22 protein-coding genes are annotated in these 25,816 nt (G+C 55.3%); 11 read left to right on the top strand and 11 right to left on the bottom strand.

What is annotated here, in order from left to right; translation table 11 throughout:
* Positions 1 to 20: 20 nt before the first annotated feature.
* Positions 21 to 935 carry a helix-turn-helix domain-containing protein gene (locus tag HB631_RS11385; RefSeq protein ID WP_213991277.1) on the top strand — a complete coding sequence of 305 codons (915 nt, stop codon included), beginning with the start codon at positions 21 to 23 and terminating at the stop codon, positions 933 to 935.
* Between the two features lie 11 nt (positions 936 to 946).
* Here the strand turns inward: HB631_RS11385 and HB631_RS11380 are convergent, their stop codons facing one another.
* Positions 947 to 1,957 (bottom strand): acyltransferase, encoded by a 1,011-nt coding sequence (locus tag HB631_RS11380; RefSeq protein WP_213991276.1) that lies wholly within the window; start codon positions 1,955 to 1,957, stop codon positions 947 to 949.
* Positions 1,958 to 2,228: 271 nt separating this feature from the next.
* Here HB631_RS11380 and HB631_RS11375 point away from each other — a divergent pair, with 271 nt between their 5' ends.
* Positions 2,229 to 3,473 (top strand): MFS transporter, encoded by a 1,245-nt coding sequence (locus HB631_RS11375; RefSeq protein ID WP_213991275.1) that lies wholly within the window; start codon positions 2,229 to 2,231, stop codon positions 3,471 to 3,473.
* 121 nt (positions 3,474 to 3,594) lie between these two features.
* On the opposite strand, the gene HB631_RS11370 is transcribed toward HB631_RS11375, so the two are convergent.
* The 4 genes from HB631_RS11370 to HB631_RS11355 all read right to left on the bottom strand — a co-directional run bounded on the left by HB631_RS11370 (position 3,595) and on the right by HB631_RS11355 (position 7,747).
* Positions 3,595 to 5,133, bottom strand: coding sequence for an aldehyde dehydrogenase family protein (locus HB631_RS11370; RefSeq protein WP_213991274.1), 1,539 nt, complete (start codon positions 5,131 to 5,133; stop codon positions 3,595 to 3,597).
* Between the two features lie 189 nt (positions 5,134 to 5,322).
* Complete coding sequence (locus HB631_RS11365) at positions 5,323 to 5,961, bottom strand: glutathione S-transferase (RefSeq protein WP_213991273.1); 639 nt, start codon at positions 5,959 to 5,961, stop codon at positions 5,323 to 5,325.
* Between the two features lie 94 nt (positions 5,962 to 6,055).
* A complete protein-coding gene (locus HB631_RS11360) occupies positions 6,056 to 6,661 on the bottom strand; it encodes a hypothetical protein (RefSeq protein WP_213991272.1) in 606 nt (201 codons plus the stop codon).
* Between the two features lie 234 nt (positions 6,662 to 6,895).
* A complete protein-coding gene (locus HB631_RS11355) occupies positions 6,896 to 7,747 on the bottom strand; it encodes an SDR family oxidoreductase (RefSeq protein ID WP_213991271.1) in 852 nt (283 codons plus the stop codon).
* A gap of 152 nt (positions 7,748 to 7,899) precedes the next feature.
* On the opposite strand from HB631_RS11355, the gene HB631_RS11350 reads away from it, so the two are divergent.
* The 3 genes from HB631_RS11350 to sodA all read left to right on the top strand — a co-directional run bounded on the left by HB631_RS11350 (position 7,900) and on the right by sodA (position 10,571).
* Entirely contained in the window at positions 7,900 to 8,829 is a 930-nt protein-coding gene (locus HB631_RS11350) for a LysR family transcriptional regulator (RefSeq protein WP_213991270.1), read from the top strand.
* A 159-nt stretch (positions 8,830 to 8,988) separates the two neighbouring features.
* Positions 8,989 to 9,825: a formate dehydrogenase accessory sulfurtransferase FdhD gene (fdhD, locus tag HB631_RS11345; protein ID WP_213991269.1), complete on the top strand. Its 837-nt coding sequence runs from the start codon at positions 8,989 to 8,991 to the stop codon at positions 9,823 to 9,825.
* Positions 9,826 to 9,950: 125 nt separating this feature from the next.
* Positions 9,951 to 10,571, top strand: coding sequence for a superoxide dismutase [Mn] (gene sodA, locus HB631_RS11340; RefSeq protein WP_213991268.1), 621 nt, complete (start codon positions 9,951 to 9,953; stop codon positions 10,569 to 10,571).
* 49 nt (positions 10,572 to 10,620) lie between these two features.
* On the opposite strand, the gene HB631_RS11335 is transcribed toward sodA, so the two are convergent.
* From HB631_RS11335 to glyQ, 6 genes are all read right to left on the bottom strand, one after another.
* Positions 10,621 to 11,169, bottom strand: coding sequence for an MltR family transcriptional regulator (locus HB631_RS11335; protein ID WP_213991267.1), 549 nt, complete (start codon positions 11,167 to 11,169; stop codon positions 10,621 to 10,623).
* A gap of 58 nt (positions 11,170 to 11,227) precedes the next feature.
* Complete coding sequence (locus tag HB631_RS11330; protein ID WP_213991266.1) at positions 11,228 to 12,376, bottom strand: mannitol-1-phosphate 5-dehydrogenase; 1,149 nt, start codon at positions 12,374 to 12,376, stop codon at positions 11,228 to 11,230.
* Positions 12,377 to 12,451: 75 nt separating this feature from the next.
* The gene (locus HB631_RS11325) at positions 12,452 to 14,386 is read right to left on the bottom strand and encodes a PTS mannitol transporter subunit IICBA (protein WP_213991265.1); all 1,935 of its coding nucleotides are present in this window, start codon (positions 14,384 to 14,386) and stop codon (positions 12,452 to 12,454) included.
* 605 nt (positions 14,387 to 14,991) lie between these two features.
* Positions 14,992 to 15,711: a DUF3053 domain-containing protein gene (locus HB631_RS11320; RefSeq protein WP_213991264.1), complete on the bottom strand. Its 720-nt coding sequence runs from the start codon at positions 15,709 to 15,711 to the stop codon at positions 14,992 to 14,994.
* Between the two features lie 204 nt (positions 15,712 to 15,915).
* Positions 15,916 to 17,985 (bottom strand): glycine--tRNA ligase subunit beta, encoded by a 2,070-nt coding sequence (gene glyS, locus HB631_RS11315; protein WP_213991263.1) that lies wholly within the window; start codon positions 17,983 to 17,985, stop codon positions 15,916 to 15,918.
* A 9-nt stretch (positions 17,986 to 17,994) separates the two neighbouring features.
* The gene (gene glyQ / locus HB631_RS11310) at positions 17,995 to 18,909 is read right to left on the bottom strand and encodes a glycine--tRNA ligase subunit alpha (protein ID WP_213991262.1); all 915 of its coding nucleotides are present in this window, start codon (positions 18,907 to 18,909) and stop codon (positions 17,995 to 17,997) included.
* A 203-nt stretch (positions 18,910 to 19,112) separates the two neighbouring features.
* On the opposite strand from glyQ, the gene HB631_RS11305 reads away from it, so the two are divergent.
* The 6 genes from HB631_RS11305 to HB631_RS11280 all read left to right on the top strand — a co-directional run bounded on the left by HB631_RS11305 (position 19,113) and on the right by HB631_RS11280 (position 25,724).
* Entirely contained in the window at positions 19,113 to 19,544 is a 432-nt protein-coding gene (locus HB631_RS11305) for an N-acetyltransferase (protein ID WP_213991261.1), read from the top strand.
* Between the two features lie 174 nt (positions 19,545 to 19,718).
* Positions 19,719 to 20,753 carry a LacI family DNA-binding transcriptional regulator gene (locus HB631_RS11300; RefSeq protein WP_213991260.1) on the top strand — a complete coding sequence of 345 codons (1,035 nt, stop codon included), beginning with the start codon at positions 19,719 to 19,721 and terminating at the stop codon, positions 20,751 to 20,753.
* A gap of 182 nt (positions 20,754 to 20,935) precedes the next feature.
* Positions 20,936 to 21,679: a sugar phosphate isomerase/epimerase gene (locus HB631_RS11295; protein ID WP_213991259.1), complete on the top strand. Its 744-nt coding sequence runs from the start codon at positions 20,936 to 20,938 to the stop codon at positions 21,677 to 21,679.
* A 160-nt stretch (positions 21,680 to 21,839) separates the two neighbouring features.
* The gene (locus HB631_RS11290; protein WP_213991258.1) at positions 21,840 to 23,105 is read left to right on the top strand and encodes an MFS transporter; all 1,266 of its coding nucleotides are present in this window, start codon (positions 21,840 to 21,842) and stop codon (positions 23,103 to 23,105) included.
* A gap of 281 nt (positions 23,106 to 23,386) precedes the next feature.
* Positions 23,387 to 24,361 carry a glyoxylate/hydroxypyruvate reductase GhrB gene (gene ghrB, locus HB631_RS11285; protein WP_213991257.1) on the top strand — a complete coding sequence of 325 codons (975 nt, stop codon included), beginning with the start codon at positions 23,387 to 23,389 and terminating at the stop codon, positions 24,359 to 24,361.
* Between the two features lie 361 nt (positions 24,362 to 24,722).
* A complete protein-coding gene (locus HB631_RS11280) occupies positions 24,723 to 25,724 on the top strand; it encodes an AI-2E family transporter (protein WP_213991454.1) in 1,002 nt (333 codons plus the stop codon).
* The last annotated feature ends 92 nt before the right edge of the window (positions 25,725 to 25,816 follow it).

Raw genomic sequence — 25,816 nt, 5'->3', positions numbered from 1 at the left:
CGGCCACCGAGGGAACACACATGCGCCATGTCTATTTTCTGGTATTACCGCAAACCATGGCGCTGGATCTGACCGGGCCGGCGGAGGTGTTGGCCCTATCCGGCGCCTTTAGATTGCATTATATCGGCCCGCGGGAAGAGGCTGTGACATCGGTGGGTCTGACGGTGGGGCACATCGCGCCCATACCGGCGGATTTGCCCGCCGACAGTATCTTGCTGATACCCGGCGTGACGGATTCCCGACACCAGTTGGACAGCGCGCCCGCCCTGGAAGCTCAACAATGGCTGCAGGCGAACCGGCAGCAGGTTGTGTCCCGACGCTGGTCGCTGGTTTGCGTTTGCTCCGGCGCATTGCTGGCCGGCCGGGCAGGATTGTTGGACGGCTATCGCTGTACCACCCATCATGACGTCCTGGAGCGGCTGCGACAGCAGGCACCCGCCGCATTGGTGAAAGATAACCGGATTTATGTCGAGGATCGCGGCATCTTCACCAGCGCCGGCATTACCGCCGGCATTGATTTGGCCCTTTATCTGGTGAGTAAGTACGTGAGTGCGCAGCAGGCGATGTCGGTCGCCCGTGAAATGGTGGTTTTTTTCCGCCGCGGCGGCGACGATCCGCAACTGTCCCCCTGGCTGCGCTATCGCAATCACCTTCATCCGGCGGTGCATCGGGCGCAGGATATCCTGGCCCATGAGCCGGAAGCCGAATGGCAGCTGGAAGATTTGGCCCGGCAGGTGTTTATGAGCAGCCGCCACCTGACTCGTTTATTCCGCGAGCATTTGGGACTTAGCGTCAGGGAATACCACGAGCAGTTGAAATTAGCGGTGGCGCGGCAGCGCTTGCAACAGGGCATGGGGATAGAGAAATCGGCTCTGGCCGCCGGGTTCTCATCCAGCCGGCAGCTGCGCCGGGCACAGCTGCGCTGGAACACCTGAGGCGGGATAAATCAGCTCACCCAGCGGTGTTTATCGATTTTCCCCAATCCCGCCGCCAATAACAAGCTGCACCCCAGGGTCACGGCAAACAGCACCGGAATATCGAACAGCGGAAACGCCTTGTTATCGACGTTATGAGTACGGGCAAAATTAATAAAAAACGCGTGGAAACCATAAATGCCCAGCGAGTAGTGTGAAATCAATCGTAACGGCAGAACCGGCGGGTGGTTGAAAACCTGCTTGAAAAAAATGAACAGGCTGGCGGCGGCAATAAACACCAGGGGTCCGCAATAAACATAATAGGTCTCGGCGTATTCTCCGTTAATGATCAATTGCCTTTTCGTGCCTAGGGCTATTAAAGCTACCGCCAGCAAAAAGAGCAGCGCCATCGCATAGGAAATAAATTTACACTGAATGTCCATCATGCCGATGGCGCGCCCTAACATGGCATACAAAACATAATAAAACGCATCACCGCTGATATAGAGGTTGAGCGGCAATACGTTCACCTTGCCTATATTAACCGCATCGGTATTGGGATTGGCCAGCACGCCCAACAGCAGGATAACCGCGATTAAACATCCCGCCGAGACGGGCTTTATACGAACAAGAGGTGAGAGAAGATAGATGATGATCAAGGCATAAAAAAACCACAGATGAAAAAATATCGGCTTCTGAAACATCCCCCTCAACGCCTCAGGGGCATTGATTGACGTAAAAAAATGCATATAAATCAGAGAAATAATGCTATAAAACAGCACGCAGCATAGGATGCGAAGAAAGTGCTTTTTACCGGCATGCCTCTCACCAAAAAAAAGAAACCCGGAAATCATAAAAAAAAGCGGAACGGACACCCGCGAGGCTGAATTCAGCACATTAGCCATTAACCAATTATATTCACCTACCCTCAGGCCATGGGTGACATAAAAAGAGGTGGTATGAATCATTATCACCATAAGACAGGCCGTGGCACGGAGGTTATCAATCCAATGGAATCTTTCTACACTGTTCTCGGTTATCATCCTTTTCCCCGTTCGGCATTCATTGCATTTGACCTGTTATATTAAAAATAGGCTATAAAACTCAGCGACATTACACAATATATACCCAATAGATTTCGAGTTGCAGCACGGCGGCAAGCTCGAAAGATGAAGGGTGTAAACCACGGCCGGATTGTGCTGATACACCATCTTAGGGTTGCTTATGGCATAAATTGTCTGCAAAATAGCCAGCCAGATACCTTCATGCTGCTGGGATTATTTATTTTTTAGTTTAAATACAATTGGTTAGTTTATGCAAAAAGCATTTTCCCCTGCCACCCGTCTCGGCCGGCGGGCGTTGTTGTTCCCGTTATGCCTCGTACTGTTCGAATTTGCGGTTTATATCGCCAACGACATGATTCAACCCGGTATGATGGCGGTGATCGGGTCATTTAATGCCGGACGTGAGTGGGTTCCCACCTCAATGACGGCCTATCTGGCCGGCGGTATAGTGCTGCAATGGCTATTAGGACCGCTGTCGGATCGTCGCGGACGCCGTCCGGTCATGCTGGCGGGCGTGCTGTTTTTTATCGCCGCCTGCCTGGGCATCCTGCTGGTGAACACCATTGAACAATTTATGGCGCTGCGTTTTTTGCAGGGCATTGGTCTGTGTTTTATCGGCGCGGTAGGTTATGCAACGATTCAGGAGTCTTATGAGGAGTCGGTTTGCATCAAAATCACCGCGCTGATGGCCAATGTCGCGCTGATAGCACCTTTGCTGGGCCCGCTGGCCGGTTCCCTCATTATCCGGTTCGCCTCCTGGCAGATGATGTTCATCTTATTCGCCGTGCTGGCGGCTATTGCCCTGGCGGGGCTATGGCGCGCGATGCCGGAAACCGCTTCACGCATTGGCGAATCGTTATCTCCCGCGGGCCTGTGGCAGGATTATAAAAGGGTACTGACCAACCGCCAATTCCTCTATGGCGCCATGGCCATCGGTTTGGCCTGCCTGCCGCTGCTCGCCTGGCTGGCGCAGTCGCCGGTGATATTAATGGCGGATCAGGGGCTGACGCCGATGGAATACGGCATGCTGCAAATGCCGATATTCGGCGCGCTGATTCTCGGTAACCTCACCTTGGCCCGGTTAAGCGGCGGGCGTACCGTGGACAGGCTTATCAAACTTGGCGTCGCGCCGATTATCGGCGGGCTTGCGCTGGCTGCCATGGCGACCCTGTGGTCCCCTGACGCCTATCTCTGGATGACCGCCGGTTTGAGCCTGTATGCGTTCGGTATCGGCATCGCCAATGCCGGTCTGTATCGTCTGACGCTTTTCTCCAGCTCCATGAGCAAAGGCACCGTCTCGGCGGCGGTGGGCATGTTGAATATGGTGGTGTATACCTTGGGCATTGAGCTGGCTAGAGCCCTTTATGAACAGGGCGGCAGCAGATTATTCAATCTGTTCAATCTGCTGAGCGTGCTGGGCTGGTATGTGCTGGTGCGGGTCTTTATTCGCCACCGCGCCTCGACGCTGACGTCATTGCCCACCGCGGCGCATTAGATGCCGTCCATGGAGGCTCGATCCGCGCCATCCCTGGCGCGGACGGTTTGATCCTCTATCATCCTGCCCCACCTCTTGAGCCCCCAGACTGTTTGTCAGCAACCCACATTACTCATTATTGCTAAAACAGCCCCATAGGCTGATCGGAGTAGCTTACCAGCAGGCATTTGGTCTGCTGATAGTGCTCCAGCATCATTTTATGGGTCTCGCGGCCGATACCGGATTGTTTATAACCGCCGAAGGCGGCATGGGCGGGATAGGCATGATAGCAATTGGTCCAGACCCGGCCGGCCTGGATCCCGCGGCCCATCTTATAAGCGATATTGCCGTCGCGGCTCCATACGCCGGCACCCAGCCCGTAATCGGTATCATTGGCCAGCGCCAGCGCCTCGTCCATATCCTTGAAGGTGGTGACCGACAGTACCGGCCCGAAGATTTCCTCCTGGAATACCCGCATGCTGTTTTTACCAAACAGAATGGTGGGTTCAAGGTAATAGCCTTCGGCCAGATCCCCGTCCATGGCTTTACGCCGGCCACCGGTCAGGACTTCCGCCCCCTCTTTTTTACCGATAGCGATATAATTCAGGATGGTATCCATTTGCCCCAATGAAACCTGCGCCCCCATCATGGTACGGGCATCAAGGGGGTTGCCGCTGCGGATTGCCTCGACCCGTTTCACCGCCCGCTCCATAAAGCGTTCGTAAATGGATTCCTGCACCAGCGCCCGGCTTGGACAGGTACAGACTTCACCCTGATTGAACGCGAACAGGGCGAATCCCTCCAGGGCTTTATCAAAGAAGGCGTCTTCTTTCGCCATTACATCGGCAAAAAAGATATTCGGCGATTTGCCCCCCAGCTCCAAAGTCACCGGAATCACATTCCGCGAGGCATAACTCATGATTTGCTGCCCCACTTCGGTGGAGCCGGTAAACGCCACCTTGGCGATGCGTTTCGAGGTGGCGAGGTATTCGCCGATTTCACCGCCTGCGCCGTTCACCACATTGATGACCCCGGCCGGCAGCAAATCCTGAATCAGCTCCATCATCACCAGCACCGACAGAGGCGTCAATTTAGCCGGCTTCAACACGATGCAGTTGCCCGCCGCCAGGGCCGGCGCCATTTTCCAGCAGGCCATCAGCAGCGGGAAATTCCACGGAATAATCTGGGCAACGACCCCCAGGGGTTCATGAAAATGATATGCGACGGTATCGCCGTCAATTTCACTGATGCCGCCTTCCTGCGCACGGATACACGAGGCGAAATAACGGAAATGATCGATAGCCAGCGGCACATCCGCACCGCTGGTTTCGCGGATAGGCTTGCCGTTATCCCAGGTTTCCACCGCCGCCAGTAATTCAACGTTCTGCTCCATGCGATCGGCGATGCGATGAAGAATGGCGGCGCGGTTTTGTATCGACATACCGCCCCATTCCGCTTTGGCTTTATGAGCCGCATCCAGGGCCAAATCGATATCGCCGGGACTGGAGCTGGCAATTTCGCACAGCGGCTGGCCGGTTACCGGCGTCAGATTGACAAAATATTCGCCGTTGACCGGCGCCACCCATTCACCGCCGATAAAATTGTTGTAGCGTGGTTTCAGTTCAAGCGGGTAACCATATTCGCCGGGTATCAGCCGGCTTAAGGGGGGATTGTGAGCCATGGTTTCTCCTTAACACTCAATAGCCTGATCGATGCCTTACCGGCCTTGGAGGGCCGTTATCAGCGAACAACTTCGACACGTGGCGATAAGCCGGTCTGTACGCTATCCGTTAACGTTAGCTCAGGATTGTGGCGCAAAGAGTGACGAGGAGAAGGAATTTGCACTTTACGATAAGTCTCACATTTCCGTTTATAACATTTCATTGGTATACAAAGCCGCCGCCGCCGGCGGCGCCGTGCGGGCAAAACTTTTTCTGGCCAGAACCCGACCGGCCATCTCCACCAGCACCGGCCGGTCGACGCACCAGTTCGGCATCACCCGGCGAAAATTGATAAACCCCAGCGAACAGGCCACGGCGATATCCGCCAGCGACAGGGAGGGGGTATTGAGCCATTTACCTTCCCGGGCGGAGAGCTCCAGCGCCGTCAACCCCCGGCGAATCTTCTCGCGCTGGCAGAGGATAAAACCTTCATTTTGCCGGTCAGCCTGCCGCTGGCACTCCCTGACAATGGCCATCGCGGCATCCGTCACGCCATCCGCCAGTGCTTCCAGTTGCCGCACCCGCAGGGCCTGCAGACGATCCGCCGGCAACAGAGCCGGTTCAGCGCATAAGAGTTCCAGATACTCCGCGATGATCGGTGAATCAAAAATAGGCTCTCCGTGCCCGGTAATCAGTACCGGCACTTTCCCTAACGGATTAACGGCGATCACCCGGGGGTCTTCTTCCCAAGGCGACGCGGTTATCAGTTGGAAAGGCAGACCCTTTTCCAGCAGGATTACCGAGATTTTCCGCACGAAAGGGCTGGTATAGCTGCCAATCAGTTTCATCTTCGCCTCCGGTTACCTCCATCCTGATTTAAGTATGGCGTACGCAAGGAGAAAAAGGGAAATCCGTCGCGGCTATTGACGACCCATCGCCGACTTAATGGAACGCGATGCTGTCCAAAATATGGCTGACCAACGGGTCATGGCCCGCGGCCCCGGCTTTCGGCGTCAAAATCTGCAGGGTCACCACCCGTCCGCCGTAAGGCGTAACCAGTATGGTGCCCAACATGGCCTCGTCTTTCATCTCCTGTTCGGTATCGATACGCAAAAATTTGTGCCCGCCCGCCACGGGCGTGGTCTGGCCGGTTTTTTTCACATGGTTGAATTGGGTTTTGAGGCCGGAAAGCGCACCCTGGGCCATTTTATTAAAGGCAGCGTCGCTGGTGTCGTTGGCATCCCCGGCGGCGGTGGGAACTTCACTGATCCCCACCACTTGGGAATGGGATCGGTTAACGTACAAATAGACCACTACTGAATTTTGGCCGGCGGCGTCTTTCCGGCTTTGATCAACAAAATCCTTCGGCAGCCGCAAGGTCATTTTGCCGTCGAGCAGGGGGACATTGATATCTTCTTTCACCGCAATGGCCGGCGCTGTGGCGACCGCATCGGGGGTTGGCGACGCCGGGGTTTGGGTCGCCCCCCGGGCAACCGGCAGCATGGTTGCCGCCAGCATAAGCAACGCCGTGATGATGGTATAGCGCATGGGCATAGCCTTCTCTGTTCTTCAATGATTCGCTTCGGCCCAGAGGACGGTAGAATGCAACCGCGCCAAATAAAAAGCCGACTTTAAAAGCATGTCACTCTAGAAATAGTCACTTTAAAAGAATAGTCACTTTTCAAGCGCGGCGGCATTTTTTAAAATCATATCAGATTAAAAACCATGGCAAAAATCTTGCCCGGCAGATTTTCGCCATCCCGGTCCAAGCTCGTTCCCGGCTTAGAAAGGATCCGTCCGGGGAACCCTATCCGTTGATAATGCCACCGCTTTCTGGTTGTACAAGTCCGCCAGCCGGCCTACCAACGCGGCGCCAATCATGTCGAAGGCGTCACTACCCAGCGCCAGACGTTTCGGCGCGGGATTGACCGCCACGGAATCAATCATGGCCGCCACCATTTTGCCGGTATCGCCGGTAGTGGAAAAGGCGCCCGCCGCAACGCTGCGACGGAAATCGCCCACCGGCGTCGGCTCATACACCGCCATTACCGGGGTACGGGATAGGTTTTCGCCGCCAAAACCGGTGGGCGCCACACCCGGTTCAATGAGCGTGACCTGAATATTGAAGGGCGCGATTTCCGGAATGACCGCTTCATAAAAGCCTTCAATCGCCCACTTGCTCAGATGGTAAAGACTCAGGCCGGGGAAGGAGAGTTGCCCACCCATGGAAGACAGCTGCACGATTCGCCCCCCGCCCTGGGCGCGCAAGTACGGCAATGCGGCCCGGGTGACCTGGACCGATCCGATAACATTGGTATCGATTTGCCGGCGGATTTGCTCATCGGTGGCCTCTTCCGCTGCCCCGGCCACGCCGAATCCGGCATTGTTTACCACGACGTCGATTTTACCGAACTGGTGGAAGGCGCTTTCCACCACCCGCCGTATAGCGGCGGTATCGGTCACGTCTAATTGCGCCACCGCCAGGGTCTGCGGATAGCGGCCTTTCAAATCATCCAGCCCGGCAGGTTTGCGCAGGGTGGCAAACACCCGATCGCCGCGGGTTAATAATTGTTCGGTTAAAGCACGGCCGAAGCCACTGGAGGTTCCGGTAATGAACCAGCTTAAATTCGACATAATTCTTCTCCGTCAATGCGGGTAAAAAAAAAGTACACCCAGGGATGTGGTGGGGTACTCCAGGACCTTAGGTTATGCTAGTCCTATGGATTATTGAGATATAGACTAGTAAGCTACATCTGCTTTGAACTCCAGGTTTATAATCGGCGCCTATGCTTAACGATCAACTGGACGGAATCACGCCTTTTTTGGCGGTCGCGGAGCTGAAAAGCTTCACCGAGGCGGCGGTGCGCCTGGGGGTAACGCCTACCGCGGTAAGTAAAGCCATCAGGGTTCTGGAGCGCCGTTACGGCGTGGTTCTATTCCAACGAACCACCCGCCGGGTCGCCCTAACCGAAGCCGGCGACAGTCTGTACCGGCAAATGCGCCCCGCGGTGGCCGATATGCTGGCGGCGATAGAGACACTCGAGCATTATCGTCATCGGCCGCAGGGAACCCTGCGGGTGACCGCCCCCCGCAACAACACCGCGGATTATCTGTTCAACGCCATCGTTCCCCGCTTCAGGCAAGCCTACCCGGAGGTCATGCTGGATATCTCCCTGGACGACGGATTGGTGGATATCGTTGCCGAAGGATATGACGCCGGCATTCGGTTGGGAGAATCGGTGGAGGGAGATATGGCGGCGGTTCGCCTGACCCCTGAAATCACCTGGTCGGTGGTGGCGACGCCGGCGTATTTCACCCGGGCGGGACGTCCGGTAATCCCGGAAGACCTGGTGAGCCATGAGGCTATTCGTTATCGGTTCGTCACGTCCCGGGCCATGCATCGGTGGGCGTTTCGCAGCGGCCGGCGGGATTTTGTGGTGGATGCGAAAGGGGGAATTATCGTGAACGACCGGAATCTGCTGATCGAGTTTGCCCTTAAAGGCCTGGGACTGGCCTTTGTCAGCGACTACGAGGTCCGCCATCACATTGCCGCCGGACGGCTGGAAAGCGTGTTGCGGGAATATATTCCCGCCGATAGCGGGGTATTCCTCTATTTTCCCCAGCGTTCGCAAACGCAGCCGAAACTGCGGGCGTTTATCGATATGGCAAAGGAGGTTGCGTCCCAGCCCGGCTTCCTGGACCGCTTTCGTCAATAACGCACTGTGGGATATTCTGTATCCGAGACCATAGATTCCGCACTGTTAACTATTTTGCCTCCGCATCCCCAAATAACGCACTTTCGATTATTTTGCATCGGTGCCCTTAGGATAGAATAATGAGGCATGCCTTTTCACCCGCTACCCGAGTAAACCGCCGTGAATAAAATCTCTTCGCCACAGGATACCGATGCCGTCGCCATGACGGGCCTCAGGCAATGCCCGGTCCGCCAGCGCGGACAGCTCTCCCGCGCCGAACCGGATTGGCTGGCGGAAGAGGTGCCGGTGGCGTTGGTGTATAACGGTATATCCCATGTGGTCATGATGGCGACGCCCAAAGAACTCGAACAGTTCGCCCTGGGGTTTTCCCTGTCGGAAGGCATTATCGACTCTCCCGCCGACATCTACGGCATGGATGTGGCGCCGGCCTGCAACGGTATGGAAGTGCATATCGAGCTGTCCAGCCGTCGATTTATGGCGTTAAAGGAGCATCGCCGCGCCATGGCCGGGCGCACCGGCTGCGGGGTTTGCGGCGTCGAACAGCTGGATGAAATCGCCAAGCCCATCAGTCCGCTGCCGTTCAGCCAGACCTGGCCGCTGGAAAGATTGGACCAGGCGCTGGCGCAGTTGAAAAGCGTACAACCCATCGGCCGGCTCACCGGCTGCACCCACGCGGCGGCCTGGATCACGCCGGCGGGGGAATTAACCCTGGGCTGTGAGGATGTGGGGCGTCACGTGGCGCTGGATAAATTGCTCGGCTACCGCGCCCGGAGCGCGGCCATGCCCGGAGCGGTGCTGGTCTCCAGCCGGGCCAGCTATGAAATGGTCCAAAAATCCGCCATGTGCGGGGTGGAAATCCTTTTCGCCGTCTCGGCCGCCACCGCCCTGGCGGTTGACGTGGCGCAGCGGTGCGGACTGACCCTGGTGGGCTTCAGCAAGCCGGGCCGGGCGACGATTTATACCCATCCCGAGCGAATCCTGGATAGCAAAAGTTAAACATGTTCTTTAAAAGGGACTGATAAACGTTTTCATAAACGTTTAATTAACTATAATGATCGGATTGCTTACGCGGCACTAACATTCATTCCCAGTGCCGCACTACAAACATGGAGAAGATAAATATGAGCTATACACTGCCATCCTTACCGTACGCTTACGACGCCTTGGAACCGCATTTCGACAAACAAACGATGGAAATCCATCACACCAAACATCATCAGACCTATGTCAATAATGCCAATGCCGCCCTCGAAAGCCTGCCCGAATTCGCCAACCTGCCCGTAGACGAACTGATTACAAAACTGGATCAGCTGCCGGCGGACAAAAAAACCGCGCTGCGTAACAACGGCGGCGGCCACTCTAATCACAGCCTGTTCTGGAAAGGCCTGAAGCTGGGTACCACCCTACAGGGCGCGCTGAAAACCGCCATCGAACGCGATTTCGGTTCCGTGGACGCTTTCAAGGAAACCTTCGAGAAAGCCGCCGCGACCCGCTTCGGTTCCGGCTGGGCCTGGCTGGTGAAAAAAGGCGATAAGCTGGCGGTGGTCTCTACCGCCAATCAGGACAGCCCGCTGATGGGTGAAGCGATTTCCGGCGCATCGGGCTATCCGATCCTCGGCCTGGATGTGTGGGAACATGCTTATTACCTGAAATACCAGAACCGTCGTCCTGATTACATCAAAGCGTTCTGGAACGTGGTGAATTGGGATGAAGCGACTAAGCGCTTTGGCGAAGCCAAATAACGCTGCGTTGTAGGCTTATAATGAAAAAACCATCCCGCGGGATGGTTTTTTATTTTAACAGCAGCTTATCCGTGAAGGCTTTTTTCGCGCTGATGCGCACCAGATATTCAGTGGTGGAGAGCACCATGGTGGAACGCACAATTTGCTGGTAGCGTTGCTGCTGCATCCTTACCAGCGCATCGTCACCCGGCACACGGGAAAAATCCGGCAATGGCGGAAATTCAGCGACACAATGCAGTTCACTGAACGGGCCGAGAATCTCATCATCGGTAAAACGGTATTCCTTAGGATCGTCCTGCAAGGCTTCATGCAAGGCCAGCAGCAGCTCCGCGTCTTCATACTCCAGTCGGCTGATGACCCCCAGGGCATACACCAGCTTCAAACGCACCGGCAGTTCTCCCAGCGGCCCGGCACCAACCAATAGCGGTTCCACGGCATACTTTACCGCGTAGTCATCCTTGCGAAATATTTGAAGCACCAGAATATTGACCGCTTCGGCCAACAAAGTCACCGCCGCTTCCATCAGGTCCCTCACCGTCGTACCGGCGTTCAGCTGCTCCAGAACCTGATTTTCATGCAGTTGCGTATTTTCCGTCATCACCTAACACCATGTAAAATCCGGGGATGAGGCGGGCCTCATCCCCGGGTCTCAATCATCATTGCATGGCGTTATAAATATTCACCACCTGCTCAACCACCTCACTGTCCTTTTCAAGACCGGAAACCTGCGCCAAGGCAGCCTCAGGCCCTGATTTTTCCAGTAACGCCGCCCATTCCTGTGCTTGGGGATCCTGCTCGCTATGATAATGCATCGCGGCGGCAATACCTTTCACCAGGTTGTCGTGACGAAGGCCGTATTCCAGCGTACCGCGCAACGGTTTAATCAAACGATCGCCGGCACTGAGTTTACGCAGCGGCTGGCGGCCGACGCGTTCCACATCATCGTGCAGATAGGGATTTTCAAAACGCTGTAGGATTTTATTAATGTAAGCGGCATGCTTTTGGGGATCAAAACCGTAGCGGTTAATCAGCACCGCGCCGCTTTCTTCCATGGCACCCTTCACCACTTGCCGAATCGCCGGATCGAGAATCGCGTCGCGAATGGTTTTGTGTCCCGAGTGCTGCCCCAGATAGGCGGTAATGGCATGGCCGGTATTCAAGGTGAAGAGTTTGCGTTCCACAAACGCCATCAGATTATCGGTGAGTTCCATGCCGGGAATAGCCGGCGGCTCGCCTTTGAACTGGGTCTTATCCACAATCCATTCACTGAAGGTTTCAACCGTGACCGCCAGCGGATCCTGGTTACCGGCCTGTGCCGGCGGGACGATGCGATCCACCGCCGAGTCGACAAAACCCACATGTTGTCCGACCCATTGATGGTACTGTTCCGGCAAGGCGTTAAGCACATGCTGTTTCAACTGGCTGGTGCCGCGCACCATGTTTTCACAGGCGATGATATTCAGCGGACGGGTGTTGCCCGCGTCATGGCGCTGTATCAGCCCCTGCGCAACGCCGGCGGCAATGCGCTCAAGAATCTGCGGGCCTATGGCGGTGGTAACCAAATCCACCGTGGCGATCAGCGCCGCCACCTCCGGGCTGCCGCTGTGGACCGCGCTGACATTGCGCACTGTCTCAACCCGCGACTGCTCACCCACGACATGGACTTCATATTCGTGACGCGCATTCAGCGCATCCAACACAACTTGATTGACATCGGCGAAGACCACTTCAATCCCGGCATCGGCCAATAGCTTGCCGATGAATCCGCGACCGATATTACCTGCTCCGAAATGTAATGCTTTCATAGAGTTAACCTTGGATTCTCTTAGCTAAAAAGGGGCCGTGACAGGCCCCCTCTCAAGTACAACCGGTTCCATCCGTTACGACGCGCTTCTGACCGGCTTCTGGCCTTTCAGCAACTCCAGCACTTCACCGACACTGGTGGTGGTGCTTAACCGTGCAATGACGGTTTCATCATCAAGGGCGTTGGTCAGGCTGGTAATGACCTGGATATGTTCATTGTTTCTTGCCGCGATACCGATGACCAGGCGGGCGACATCATCTTCCTCGTCGCCAAACCGAACACCGTCGGGATACTGGCAAAATACCACGCCGGTGCGCAGTACCTTATCCTTGGCCTCAATGGTGCCATGGGGAACGGCGATGGATTCACCCAGGTAGGTGGAGGTCAGCTTTTCACGTTCCAGCATTGCTTCAACATACTCTGGCTGAACATAGCCGCCTTTCACCAGCTGTTCGCCGGCGAAGCGAATAGCCTGCTCTTTCTGATCGGCGTGCTGTCCCAGGAAAATATTGGCTTCGGTGAGACGGAACAGATTCTGTTCGCTGCCCTCAAAGCTGTCATCCAGCGTCGACAGGACTTTTTGCTGCTTCGCATCGTTCTTTTGCACGGCGACCAGACGGGCGGTCAAATCGGTATACAGCCCGCTGTCGAGGAAGTTGGTCAGCGAAATATGCTGGGCCTGGGGAGCTTGACGCATGGCGCGCTCCGTCAGGTCACGGTGGGTAATCACCAGATCCACGTCCTCGGGCAGGTCGTTGATGGCGCTGTTGGTCACGCTGATGTTTTTCAGCCCGGCTTCATTGACCTTTTTACGCAGAACCCCGGCGCCCATGGCGCTGGAACCCATACCCGCGTCGCAGGCAACGATGATTTTACGTACCGAGCTCAGGTCGCCGGTGGCGCCGGCGGTAACCGGCGCGGCCATGCCTTTGGACTGGGCCTTCATGTCTTTCACACGACGAGTCGCTTCATCCAGGTCATCGCCTTCTTTCGCCTTGGTGCTCTTGAGCAGAATCGACGAAACGACGAAGGAGACGGCAAAGGCTGCCACCACCGCGGAGATATTGGCAAAGTACGAACCTCTCGGCGTCATGGCCAGCACCGCCAGGATGGAACCGGGGGATGCCGGAGATACCAGGCCGCCGTGCAGCAGACCCAGTGTGAAGACGCCGGTCATACCGCCAAGAATCACCGCCAGCAGCAGGCGCGGGTTCATCAGGACGTAAGGGAAGTAGATTTCGTGGATACCGCCAAGGAAATGGATGATGGCCGCACCGCCGGCTGATTGTTTAGCCGTACCGCGGCCAAAAATCATGTACGCGGTCAAAACGCCCATACCCGGACCGGGATTGGCTTCAATCAGGAAGAATATGGATTTGCCGGTAGCGGAAGCCTGCTGGATACCCAGCGGCGAGAAGATACCGTGGTTGATGGCGTTATTCAAAAACAGGATCTTGCCCGGTTCCACAAAGATGGAGGCCAACGGCAGCAGATCGTGGCGAACCATGATGTTGACGCCGGCGGACAGAATGTGGGAGATAATTTCCACGAACGGCCCGATCAGCAGGAAGGCCAGGATGGCCAATATCATGCCGATGATACCGGCCGAGAAGTTGTTAACCAACATCTCGAAGCCGCTCTTGATTTTGCCGTCCACCGCGCGGTCAAAGCGTTTGATGGCCCAGCCGCCTAAAGGACCGACAATCATGGACCCCAGGAACATAGGCATATCGGCGCCGGCGATCACACCCATAGTGGTAATCGCACCCACCACGCCGCCACGTTCGCCGCCGGCCAGCCGTCCACCGGTATAACCGATTAACAGCGGCAGCAGATAGGTGATCATCGGGCCTACCAGCTTGGCCAATGTGGCGTTCGGGGTCCACCCGGTGGGTATAAACAGTGCGGTAATGATCCCCCAGGCAATAAAGGCTGCGATATTCGGCATCACCATATTGCTAAGGAAGCGGCCAAAATTTTGTACTTTGACCTTGATATCCGATGAAGACATAAAAACTCACCCCTATTGATACGCGCCAGACAATAAGGGCGCGTGAAAATTGTTGCGACAGTGTTGCAAAAACTGTCAGTAGTTCTATAAGCAGCGCGACTCTACCACGCTCAGTTAGTTAAGCGTACTACCGGGATTAAAGTGTGAGGGACGTCACTAGATACCCCCCCTATAACCCCCTATATAAGTGATTTACATCACAAATATTCTCTGTAAATAAAACACAATTTAACTTTTAGTAAGCCAACGAAGACCATAATGTGATACATATCACTATTCTGTGCTGATGATTTGTTTGATAACTGTGAGTTAAGTCACAAAATATTTGCCAGTGAAATTATTGTTAACGGGCGAAACAGGGTTGCCAGGAAGACATTTGCGGCAAGGTTGGCAAATTAATCCCTTAATCTGTAAGAAACTTACCGCTAAACCTCTTGCCCGGCGACCAGAAAGACCGCCGAACAAAGTATTTTAGATAAGGATGGCGATAGGATGTATGCGCGGCCCGGTGAAACATATCAGGCCGTCGCTCTTCGGCCAGTATCGGGCTTTCAGCTGTCATAACCACAGGCCCCCGGCCGTTGAGACGACGCGGCGCTGAAACATCAGGGCAAGGTTGCGCCGCCGGCGGTCTGTGCCTGCACCAGTTGTTGATACTGACTCACCAGGCCTTTCATCAGCTCATTATACTGCGTCGCTTGCAGGCGATTAGGAAATGATACCGAATTGGGGCCATAGGTCACCTGGTTACCCTGCGTATTGAGGAAATCCCCCACCTGTACCAGAGTGGACGACAGCGTGGAGGCCGCGGCAATCACCGGCGCTACCTTCTGTACCGGCTGTGTCACCAATTTCGTGTAGGCCTGATTATAAATCGCTTTCAAATCAGCAGGCTGCTTAAGGCCTGCGCGGGCATCATCGGCCTGTTTATTCAGCTGCGCGATTTGTGGCGCCAGAGAGTTAAGCGCTGCAGAGGATTGCTGTACATCCTGCCGGCGGGTTAGGTAATCTTGCGGAACCCTGATCTGGCTGATTAAATCCAATACCGGCAGCAGGCTGGTATTCACCGACTGGGTATATTGTTGGGTAAAGGTCAGCAGCACCTGATAATCGTTGGTATAAGGTCCGAACTGCTTTTTTTGATCGTCGCTAAGGGTGGGTAACCGTTCGCCGCCCGGCAGCACGGTGGTTTGCAGAAATTGAATGAATGCTTTACGTTGATCGGGCTCTTTATCGCCGCAGGCGGTGATCTGCACCGCCAAGAGTATTAATGCCGGGATTACAAAGACATAGCGGCAATATGCAAGACTATTCCTGAACCACATGAACAATACTCCTGTAAGATGAATAACCTTTTTCCGGCTCCTGAAAGTGTCCATCTTCCCTGACCCGCTAAGGATAGTCCAGTTTATCCCGGGCTCATATATTTCCCTGTTGGATTACACGACCGCCCCCGGGCCGTGAACAGACTGACCAAACCGGCCGGCGCCCCTCCCACCGGTTTGGTTATCTCTGCAAAGGCATCCCGCTTATTGCAATAAAGAGATATCCGCGACCCGCAGGAACAGTTGGCGCAGCTGATCGAGCAGCGTTAAGCGGTTGACGCGTACCTCGGCGTTTTCGTCCATGACCATCACCTTGTCGAAAAAGGCGTCCACCGGCTCACGCAGAGCCGCCAGCTCCACCAGCGCTTCCTGGTAGCGGCCTTCGGCAAACAGCGGCTTAAGCTTATCCTTTAACACCGTAAGGTGCGTTGCCAGTTGGATTTCCGCCGCGTCTTTCAGAACCGCGGCCCGCACGTCGTCATTCAAGGTGTCGGTGGCTTTGGCCAGGATATTGGAGACGCGCTTGTTGGCGGCCGCCAGCGACGAGGCCTCATCAAGGGTGCGGAAATAGCTTACCGCCTTGACGCGGGCGTCAAAATCCGCCGGTCGGGTCGGCCTGCGGGCCAGCACCGCCAGGATAGTATCGACGCTATGGCCCTCTTCCTGGTACCAAGCCCGGAAGCGGCCTAGCATAAAGTCCACCACATCGTCCACCACCCGTGGATTGGTCAGTTTTTCCCCGTACTGGCGAACCGCTTCCTCGGCCAGGGTCGACAAATCCAGAGGCAGTTTTTTCTCGACGATGATACGCAACACGCCGAGCGCCGCGCGGCGCAGGGCAAACGGGTCCTTATCGCCTTTCGGGTGTTGGCCAATGCCGAAAATACCGGCCAGGGTATCCATCTTCTCCGCGATGGCCACCGCGCAAGAGACCGGCGTTGAAGGCAAGGCATCACCGGAAAAACGCGGCTGGTACTGCTCTTTCAGCGCCAGCGCCACGTCCTCAGGCTCGCCGTCGTGACGGGAGTAGTGCATCCCCATCACGCCCTGGGTGTCGGTGAACTCAACCACCATATTGGTCACCAAGTCGCACTTGGACAGCAGGCCTGCGCGGGCGGCGTGTTCCACATCCGCTCCTATCCGGCCGGCAATCCAGCCGGAAAGGGATTCGATACGATCGCTTTTATCGCGCACGGTGCCGAGCTGCTGCTGGAACAATACCGTATCCAGCCGGGGCAGTCGGTCTTGCAGGCGGGTTTTCAGGTCGGTGTTATAGAAAAACTCCGCATCCGCCAGACGGGGTCGTACCACTTTCTCATTGCCGGAAATCACCTGGCGGGGATCTTTGGATTCGATATTAGAGACGAAAATGAAATTCGGCAGCAGCTTTTCCTGCGCGTCATAGACCGGGAAATATTTCTGGTCGCCCTTCATGGTATACACCAGCGCCTCCGGCGGCACCGCGAGGAACTTTTCTTCGAATTTCGCCGTCAGCACCACCGGCCACTCCACCAGTGACGTCACTTCCTCCAGCAGACTGTCGGTAAGATCGGCCTTGCCGCCGATGCGGACGGCAGCCGCTTCCGCATCCCGTTTGATGATCGCTTTACGCGCGTCGTAGTCGGCTATCACCTTGCCGCGCTCCAGCAGCAGGGCGGGATACTGGTCGGCGTTATCGATGGTGAATTCAGCTTCACCCATAAACCGGTGGCCGCGCAGGGTACGGGCGGAATCGATTCCCAGCACCTTGCCCGGGATAAGCTCGCTACCCAGCAACAGCGTAACGGTATGCACCGGACGGATAAACTGCGTATCGCTGTCGCCCCAGCGCATCATGCGGGGGATAGGCAGTTTGCCAAGGGCGGCGCTAACCATGCCAAGCAGCAATTCCTGCGTGCGTTTGCCTTTAACGGACGCCCGGAAGAGCAGCCATTCACCTTTATCGGTCTTTTGACGTTCGGCTTGTTCAACGGAAATGCCGCAGCCACGCGCCCAGCCCTCGGCCGCCTTGGTGGGTTTGCCCGCGGCGTCGAACGCCTGGGAAACGGCGGGACCGCGCTTTTCGATTTCGCTGTCGGCCTGGGCGGCGCCGAGATTGCCGACCTTGAGCGCCAGGCGGCGAGGGGAGGCGTACCATTTCACCTCGCCGTGGGGCAGGTTGGCGGCGTCAAGCTCAGCGCCGAACAGGGTGGCAAAAGACTGCGCCAGATGGCGAAGCGCCTTCGGCGGCAGCTCTTCCGTGCCGATTTCCGCCAAAAAAGTTTGTTGCGTCATGGCTGCCTCTTATTTCTCGTTCTTTTTACACATCGGAAAACCCAGCGCTTCGCGGGAAGCGTAATACGCTTCGGCAACGGCTTTGGTCAGCGTGCGGATCCGCAGGATATAACGCTGGCGTTCGGTAACCGATATGGCCTTGCGGGCATCCAGCAAGTTGAAACTGTGGGCCGCCTTCAAAATACGTTCGTAGGCGGGCAGCGGCAACGGCGCCTCTAATGTCAGCAGCATCTGCGCCTCTTTTTCATATTGATCAAAGCAGACGAACAGGAAATCGACATTGGCGTATTCGAAGTTATAGGTTGACTGCTCCACCTCATTTTGATGGAACACATCGCCGTAAGTGGTTTTGCCCAGCGGACCGTCGCTCCAGGTGAGATCATAGACGCTGTCCACCCCCTGAAGGTACATGGCAAGACGCTCCAGCCCGTAGGTGATTTCACCGGTTACCGGCCGGCATTCCAGGCCGCCCACCTGCTGAAAATAAGTGAACTGCGTCACTTCCATGCCGTTGAGCCACACTTCCCAGCCAAGACCCCAGGCGCCCAGCGTTGGATTCTCCCAGTTGTCTTCAACGAAGCGGATATCGTTAATGGTGGGATCCAGGCCGACTTCTTTCAGCGAACCGAGGTACAACTCCTGGATATTATCCGGCGAAGGCTTGATGATGACCTGAAACTGGTAATAGTGCTGTAGACGGTTCGGATTTTCCCCGTAACGGCCGTCGGTGGGGCGGCGGGACGGTTGAACGTAAGCGGCGGCGATAGGCTCCGGACCCAGCGCCCGCAGGCAGGTCATGGGATGGGAGGTACCCGCGCCGACTTCCATATCCAGGGGTTGGACAATGGTACAGCCTTGACGCGCCCAGTAATCCTGCAATGTCAGGATCAGGCCCTGAAAGGTCTTGGGATCAAACTTTTGCATGTTGAATTCGCACGCGATAAAAGTGGATTTATTAAGAATGCGCCAGTATACCCTCTGGCGTTAAGATATACAGCCCGAATGCGGTAACTAGTGTGAATCTCAGTGAGGTTGAATAGTGGCAAACGTTATCGAGAGAGCCGGACAGAACCGGAAAATACCGCTTTTAATAACCCCGGCGCACGCTTTTCCCGGCAGGCGGCAAGATGATCCGGGGCTTTGAAACCGGCGATATGCAGCCGCTGCTGGACCTCTGGCTGGAGAGCACCACCCGGGCGCATCCCTTTATCAGCAGCGGCTATTGGCTGGCGAGTCTGCCCTTGGTGCGGGACGAGTATCTGCCGCAGTCCGTCATCTGGGTGGATGAACGCAACGGCAACCTGACCGGATTTATCAGCGTATTAATGGACCAGTTCATCGGCGCGGTCTTTGTCTCGCCGGCTTACTACCGTCAAGGTATCGGCGGCGCGCTGATGAAAAAAGCCAAACGGCATTACCCCGTGCTGTTACTGGAGGTTTACCGGTTGAACCACCCGGCCCGCGCCTTTTATTATCGCCAGGGCTTTCGGGAAATCGGCAGCGCTTTCAACGTTGAAACCGGCCACAGCGTATTGACGTTGCAATGGCGCAAAGACTGAAAAGATTGTCCCCGTGCCGAAAAACGCTCTACCCAACGCTTTCGAGTTTCAGCGAGCGTAGCCAACATAGCCGCAACGTGAAAGATGACGGGTATATGCTGGCGTGAAACCCGCCGATCCCGCACAATAAAGGAACCACTGGGAAAGTGTTCTTGATACCGGGAGAGTTGAGCCTTGAACCGTAAAAAGGGATCCTACGCGCCGGCACGCGCCACCATCAGCGATGTCGCCAGGGCCGCCAACAGCGGTAAGACCAGTGTGTCCCGCTACCTGAACGGTGAGTATCACCGGTTGTCCGACGATATGAAACAGCGTATCGAAGCGGCGATTGTCCAATTGAACTATCGCCCCAGCCAGATGGCCCGCAGCCTCAAAGGCGGACAGACCCGTCTTATCGGCCTGATTATCGCCGATATCACCAATCCTTATTCCGTCGAGGTCATGCGGGGCATAGAGGCCGCTTGCCGTCAGCAAGGCTTCACCCTGCTGGTGTGCAATACCAATAATGAGGTTAATCAAGAGCGTCATTATCTGCAGTTGCTCAACGGCTACCAGGTGGAAGGTATCGTGGTGAATGCCGTAGGGATGCATGAAAACGCCCTCGCCATGCTGCAACAGTCTTCCCTGCCGATGGTGCTGATTGACCGTAAAATTCCCAATTTCTCTTGCGATGTGGTGGGACTGGATAATCGCGAGGCGGCCACTCTCACCACCGAGCATCTGATTCAGCAGGGATTTGAAGCCATCCTGTTCCTCAGCGAACCCCTGGGCACGGTAAACACCCGCATCGAGCGTTTACAGGCATTCCGCGCCAGCATGGCGGCGCATCCGGACCTGGTGGCCGAGGAAGCGGAAAGCGCGCTGGATGATAATGCCGCTCTGTCCGCCGTTCTGAAGGATTTCAATCACCGTCACCGTGGAATGCGCAAAGCCATTTTATCCGCCAATGGCGCCCTGACGCTGCAAATCGCCCGCGCCTTGCGACGCCAGGACTTGCGCTGGGGCAGCGATATCGGCCTGCTTGGCTTCGATGAGCTGGAATGGGCTGAGTTGGCCGGGGTGGGTATCACCACCTTCAAACAGCCTACCTATCAGATAGGCTATGCCGCCCTTGAACAACTTTTAAAACGGATCCAGGGCGCCGACGAGCCGATAAGCGAACAGGCGTTCAGCGGCGAGCTGATTATCCGTGGTTCCACCACTCGATAAGCGCCCGGTACTACGTTTAAGGATCAAGCATTCCCCCCACTCTTCTTATCCTCAAGGCCGATCGCTGCTTTTACAAGACATTCGTGACTGTGATCATAAATTTTGCATGACAAACTTCTCAATGGAACCGGTCCCATCTAACGTTGGATCATAGGGGAAATTGCAACCGCCGGGGAGTTTCAATGAAACACGCTATATTCGTGGTCACCGCCGCCTATGGCAACGGTAACGTATTGACCCTGGGCGGCCAGCATTCACTTCTGCCCATCATCGCCCGGTCCGGTGCGGCCGGGGTGGAAATCCGCCGGGAGCTTTTGACTAAAACCGATCTGAAACGTCTGCCGGCATTACACCAGGCTATCAGCGGATATTCATTGCGCTGTTTTTATTCCGCGCCGGAGGCACTGTTTACCCCCGACGGCTCACTAAATACCCTGCTACCGCGTTTATTCACCGAAGCGAATCAACTTGGCGCCGAGCGGCTAAAATTATCATTGGGCCGTTATTCAACCGCCGCCGATCTCGCCCCGCTGGATTCATTCCTGGCAGGGCAACAGGTTGCGTTAACGGTGGAAAACGATCAGACCGAATGCGGGACGCTGGCACCGCTGATGTCATTTTTCCACCAGGTGAAGGTTGAAGGATTACCCATCACCATGACTTTTGATATAGGCAATTGGCATTGGGTCGGTCAAGAGGCGTTGGAAGCAGCCGGGCATTTGGCTGCCCATGTGGGTTATATCCATGTCAAAACGGCGGTTAAGGACGCCGCCGGCTGGCGCGCGGTCCCCCCTGACGCCGGCGAGGATGGTTGGCGGCAGTTACTGGCCGCGCTGCCGGGCAACGTCCCGCGCGGGATTGAATTCCCGCTGGAAGGAGAGGATTTGACCGCCGTTACCCGCCGTTTCGTCAGCTTGCTGCAATAGGCGCGTCAAAGGCGGCAATCACATGAATGGAACCGATACCATCGTAATGGTTCGCCGCCATTGCCCGAGTCGCCGGCGCAGAGCGTAGAACCGTTCAACCGGTTTGGATCCTGCTGAAGGTTAATGAAATGGTCTCCCTTACTTAATTAAGGAAACGTTTATGAGCATAGCCAAAATAGCACCAAAACGCTGGTGGTATATTATGCCGATTGTTTTTATCAGCTACAGTCTGGCCTATCTCGATCGGGCCAATTTCAGTTTCGCCTCCGCGGCAGGCATCAATGACGATCTGGGTATTACCAAAACCATCTCATCCCTTCTGGGGGCGTTATTCTTCCTCGGGTATTTCTTTTTCCAAATACCGGGGGCCATTTATGCGGAAAGACGCAGCGTAAAAAACCTGATCTTTTGGTGCCTGCTGCTCTGGGGCGGCTGCGCTTCCCTGACCGGTATCGTCAGCAATATCCCGATGCTGATGGTGATTCGTTTCTCATTGGGCGTGGTGGAAGCGGCGGTCATGCCGGCATTGCTGATCTATATCAGTAACTGGTTTACCAAATCCGAGCGTTCACGGGCCAATACCTTCCTGATTCTCGGTAATCCGGTAACAGTACTTTGGATGTCGGTGTTATCCGGCTACCTGATCAATTCCTTCGGCTGGCGCGAAATGTTTATTTTCGAAGGCATTCCCGCCATCATCTGGGCCTTCTGCTGGTGGTTTATGGTTAACGACAAGCCCGCCCAGGCCAAATGGCTGTCCGCTGATGAAAAGCAGGCATTACAACAGCAGCTATCAAAAGAACAGCAGGAAATCAAGGCGGTACGTAACTACGCTGAAGCGTTTCGTTCCCGGAATGTGATTATTCTCAGCATTCAATATTTCGCCTGGAGCATCGGCGTATACGGTTTTGTATTATGGCTGCCGTCCATTTTACGCAACGGGATGGAAATGGGAATGGTCCAGGCCGGCTGGCTGTCGGCGGTGCCTTATCTGGCGGCCACCATTGCCATGATTCTCGTGTCATGGGCATCGGACAAACTGCAGAAGAGAAAAATCTTCGTTTGGCCGCTGCTTTTGATCGGCGCCCTGGCATTCCTGTCATCCTATATGCTGGGCGCGCATCATTTCTGGGGTTCTTACACCTTATTGGTCATCGCCGGCGCCGCGATGTACGCCCCTTACGGTCCGTTCTTCGCCATCGTGCCTGAAATGCTGCCGCGTAACGTCTCCGGCGGGGCAATGGCGCTCATTAACAGCATGGGAGCCCTCGGTTCGTTTGTCGGCTCTTGGGTGGTGGGATATCTTAACGGCGCCACCGGTTCGCCATCGGCATCCTATATGTTTATGGCCATCGCCCTGCTGGTATCGGTATGGCTCACGCTGATAGTCAAACCGGCACAAAATACCCAGCCGCAAACGGCCTAGCCGGACGGCTGCTATTTCGTTCACCGGCAAAACTGTTATGCTGCTGCTATCTATATACCCGATAAATTTCGATTTGCGGCAAGGCGGCAAGCTCCCTTAGCCCAGGAGCTTATCTCACTAAGTGACTGGGGTAAGGGACAAATCTGTTTGGAGCAGATTTGAACGCTGCTTGCAGCGGCCCCATCGGGGCGAGGCTCAAGGATGAGCCGAGTAACGCGGCCAACACAGCTGCAACTCGAAAGATGAAGGGTATAAAACAAATCGCCGAAAGGGGAAAGAGGATGAAACCTGTTGTAGTTGCCTATAAAACATTGCCCGAAGATTTGCGTCAACGCCTGGATACGCATTTCGCGGTGACGGAATTTGAAGGATTAAGCGAAGAAAATTGCAAAAAATATGCGCAGGTACTGCGGGAAGCGCAAGGAATCATCGGTTCCGGCGGCAAATTCGATAAACAGCGATTGGATTCGCTGCCCGGTCTAAAAGTCGCTTCCACCATATCGGCCGGCTACGATCAGTTTGACGTCGATGAAATGAGCGCGCGCGGCATAGTATTGATGCATACCCCGGACGCCTTGACGGAGACGGTGGCCGATTTAATGATGGCGCTGGTATTGTCCACCGCGCGCCGGGTGGTTGATTTGGCCGAACGCACCAAGGCCGGCAAATGGCGCGACAGCGTGGATCCCAGCTGGTTTGGTATCAATGTTCACCATAAAACATTGGGCATCATCGGCATGGGCCGCATTGGCATGGCCCTGGCGCAACGGGCCCATGCCGGATTTTCCATGCCTATTTTGTATAATGCACGCCATAAACACGAACAGGCGGAGCAGCGGTTCCACGCCGGCTATCGTGATGTGGACAGCCTGCTGGCCGAGTCCGATTTTGTCTGCATCACCCTGCCGCTTAACGAACAGACCTATCATTTGATTGGCCGCGAGCAGCTGGCGAAAATGAAATCCAGCGCCATTCTGATTAACGCCGGACGCGGCCCGGTGGTGGATGAGGAAGCACTCATTGATGCTCTGGTAAATCACCGTATACACGCCGCCGGCCTGGATGTCTTTGAGCAGGAACCCTTGCCGGCGGATTCTCCGCTGCTGCGTTTGCCCAATGTGGTGGCGCTGCCCCATGTGGGTTCCGCCACCCATGAAACACGCTATGACATGGCAGCCACCGCCGTGGACAATCTGATTACCGCCCTGACCGGCAAAGTGGAACGAAACTGCGTTAATCCGCAGATCATCCGATAATACCCGGCGATCGGATATCGCCGCGAGGCGCTGTCCGATCGTTACCAATCTTCGCATTATCACAATAAGTCGCCGCCGATCGCGACAAAGTTCTTTAGTATCGCTATAAGTTGATACCGGCCGTTACCTAAACCCCGCTTCAGCAGCCGCAAAGCGCGAATAACGGCTCACTAACCCCCCACAGAGGCGTATGATATCCGCTGTCGCGGCATCCCCATAAGCGAGCAATGCCAAGGCCGGTCGCATTTTTCACCACCGGTGAAAAATGGCCTTTGCCGCTATGCGGGCATGTGCTTTACTTTTATCAGCGATATGTGATGAACCGACGGGTTTGCAAGGAACGACATAGCAAGGAACAATGATGACCAGCAGTCACGACTATATAAAAATCAGTACCTATATTTTGATGATATTTTTTATTGCTATCATCATCCCTCTGCATTTATTTCCCTGCTTTGTCGCTGGTTTCCTGGCCTATGAAATCATTTTCGCCATGACCCCCTGGTTTGAACGTCTGATTGGCGGCACCCGGGCAAGATGGCTGGTGGTCAGCATCATCGCCGCCGTGGTGGTCATCGTCATGACGATAGCCATCGTCAGCCTGGTGAGCTTCCTGACCTCAAACATCCAGCGCGGCATTGATGTCACCGCCGAAACAAACCGCATTTTTTCCGGCATTAAAAACCGCATTCCCGCGAGCTTCCCCGCCTTCCTGCCGGAAAGCGCGGAAGAGCTTAAAAATGAAGTGTTCGCCCTGGTGGAGAAAAACCTGATCACGATCAGGAACATGGGACGCAGCTTTCTGCATGGCCTGCTCACCATTTTGATTGGTTTGATCATCGGCGCCATCATTTCGTTGAACAAACCCTCCGGCCGCACCACCTACTTTCGGGAACAGATGCTGCAACGCATCCAGAATCTATCCAGCTCTTTTCGCAATATCGTGTTTGCGCAGATCAAGGTTTCTTTGGTCAATACCATCCTGACGTCCATTTTGATCTTCGTGGTTTTTCCCTTGTTCAAGATTCATCTGCCGCTGTCCAAAACGCTGGTGGTGGCAACCTTCATCTTCGGTTTATTGCCGATAATCGGAAATCTGATTTCGAATTTCATGTTTATCATCTCGGCGCTATCGGTCTCGCTGCCGGTGGGTGGCGTGATGCTCTTGTACCTGATACTGATCCACAAGCTGGAGTATTTTCTCAACGCGGAAATCGTCGGCAACCGGATCCAGGCTAAATCCTGGGAGTTGCTATTGGCAATGCTGGTGTTCGAAGCCGCCTTTGGATTGGAGGGACTGGTGGCCGCGCCGATTTACTACGCCTATCTGAAAACCGAACTGCGCGGACTGGACCTGATTTAAAGCCGGGCCTTTCTCACAAGGCCGGCAGGTGAACAAAGGGCCTTCAGTCATTCAGCCAATAACAAATATCTATTGCCTGGCGTGGCAGAGGC

The organism is Sodalis sp. dw_96, from assembly GCF_018449575.1.
GTDB lineage: Bacteria > Pseudomonadota > Gammaproteobacteria > Enterobacterales > Enterobacteriaceae > Acerihabitans.
The sequence above is the reverse complement of the archived record's forward strand: the minus strand, read 5'-3'. Positions and strand labels throughout refer to the sequence as shown.

What these genes read in the sequence shown, in the direction of transcription:
- HB631_RS11355 (WP_213991271.1), bottom strand. Translation starts at nt 7,747, where the DNA reads ATGTCGAATTTAAGCTGGTTCATTACCGGAACCTCCAGTGGCTTCGGC.
- glyQ (WP_213991262.1), bottom strand. Translation starts at nt 18,909, where the DNA reads ATGCAAAAGTTTGATCCCAAGACCTTTCAGGGCCTGATCCTGACATTG.
- HB631_RS11350 (WP_213991270.1), top strand. Translation starts at nt 7,900, where the DNA reads ATGCTTAACGATCAACTGGACGGAATCACGCCTTTTTTGGCGGTCGCG.
- HB631_RS11365 (WP_213991273.1), bottom strand. Translation starts at nt 5,961, where the DNA reads ATGAAACTGATTGGCAGCTATACCAGCCCTTTCGTGCGGAAAATCTCG.
- HB631_RS11305 (WP_213991261.1), top strand. Translation starts at nt 19,113, where the DNA reads ATGATCCGGGGCTTTGAAACCGGCGATATGCAGCCGCTGCTGGACCTC.
- HB631_RS11335 (WP_213991267.1), bottom strand. Translation starts at nt 11,169, where the DNA reads ATGACGGAAAATACGCAACTGCATGAAAATCAGGTTCTGGAGCAGCTG.
- HB631_RS11280 (WP_213991454.1), top strand. Translation starts at nt 24,723, where the DNA reads ATGACCAGCAGTCACGACTATATAAAAATCAGTACCTATATTTTGATG.
- HB631_RS11360 (WP_213991272.1), bottom strand. Translation starts at nt 6,661, where the DNA reads ATGCGCTATACCATCATCACGGCGTTGCTTATGCTGGCGGCAACCATG.
- HB631_RS11375 (WP_213991275.1), top strand. Translation starts at nt 2,229, where the DNA reads ATGCAAAAAGCATTTTCCCCTGCCACCCGTCTCGGCCGGCGGGCGTTG.
- HB631_RS11330 (WP_213991266.1), bottom strand. Translation starts at nt 12,376, where the DNA reads ATGAAAGCATTACATTTCGGAGCAGGTAATATCGGTCGCGGATTCATC.
- HB631_RS11385 (WP_213991277.1), top strand. Translation starts at nt 21, where the DNA reads ATGCGCCATGTCTATTTTCTGGTATTACCGCAAACCATGGCGCTGGAT.
- glyS (WP_213991263.1), bottom strand. Translation starts at nt 17,985, where the DNA reads ATGACGCAACAAACTTTTTTGGCGGAAATCGGCACGGAAGAGCTGCCG.
- sodA (WP_213991268.1), top strand. Translation starts at nt 9,951, where the DNA reads ATGAGCTATACACTGCCATCCTTACCGTACGCTTACGACGCCTTGGAA.
- HB631_RS11295 (WP_213991259.1), top strand. Translation starts at nt 20,936, where the DNA reads ATGAAACACGCTATATTCGTGGTCACCGCCGCCTATGGCAACGGTAAC.
- HB631_RS11325 (WP_213991265.1), bottom strand. Translation starts at nt 14,386, where the DNA reads ATGTCTTCATCGGATATCAAGGTCAAAGTACAAAATTTTGGCCGCTTC.
- HB631_RS11370 (WP_213991274.1), bottom strand. Translation starts at nt 5,133, where the DNA reads ATGGCTCACAATCCCCCCTTAAGCCGGCTGATACCCGGCGAATATGGT.
- ghrB (WP_213991257.1), top strand. Translation starts at nt 23,387, where the DNA reads ATGAAACCTGTTGTAGTTGCCTATAAAACATTGCCCGAAGATTTGCGT.
- HB631_RS11380 (WP_213991276.1), bottom strand. Translation starts at nt 1,957, where the DNA reads ATGATAACCGAGAACAGTGTAGAAAGATTCCATTGGATTGATAACCTC.
- HB631_RS11290 (WP_213991258.1), top strand. Translation starts at nt 21,840, where the DNA reads ATGAGCATAGCCAAAATAGCACCAAAACGCTGGTGGTATATTATGCCG.
- HB631_RS11320 (WP_213991264.1), bottom strand. Translation starts at nt 15,711, where the DNA reads ATGTGGTTCAGGAATAGTCTTGCATATTGCCGCTATGTCTTTGTAATC.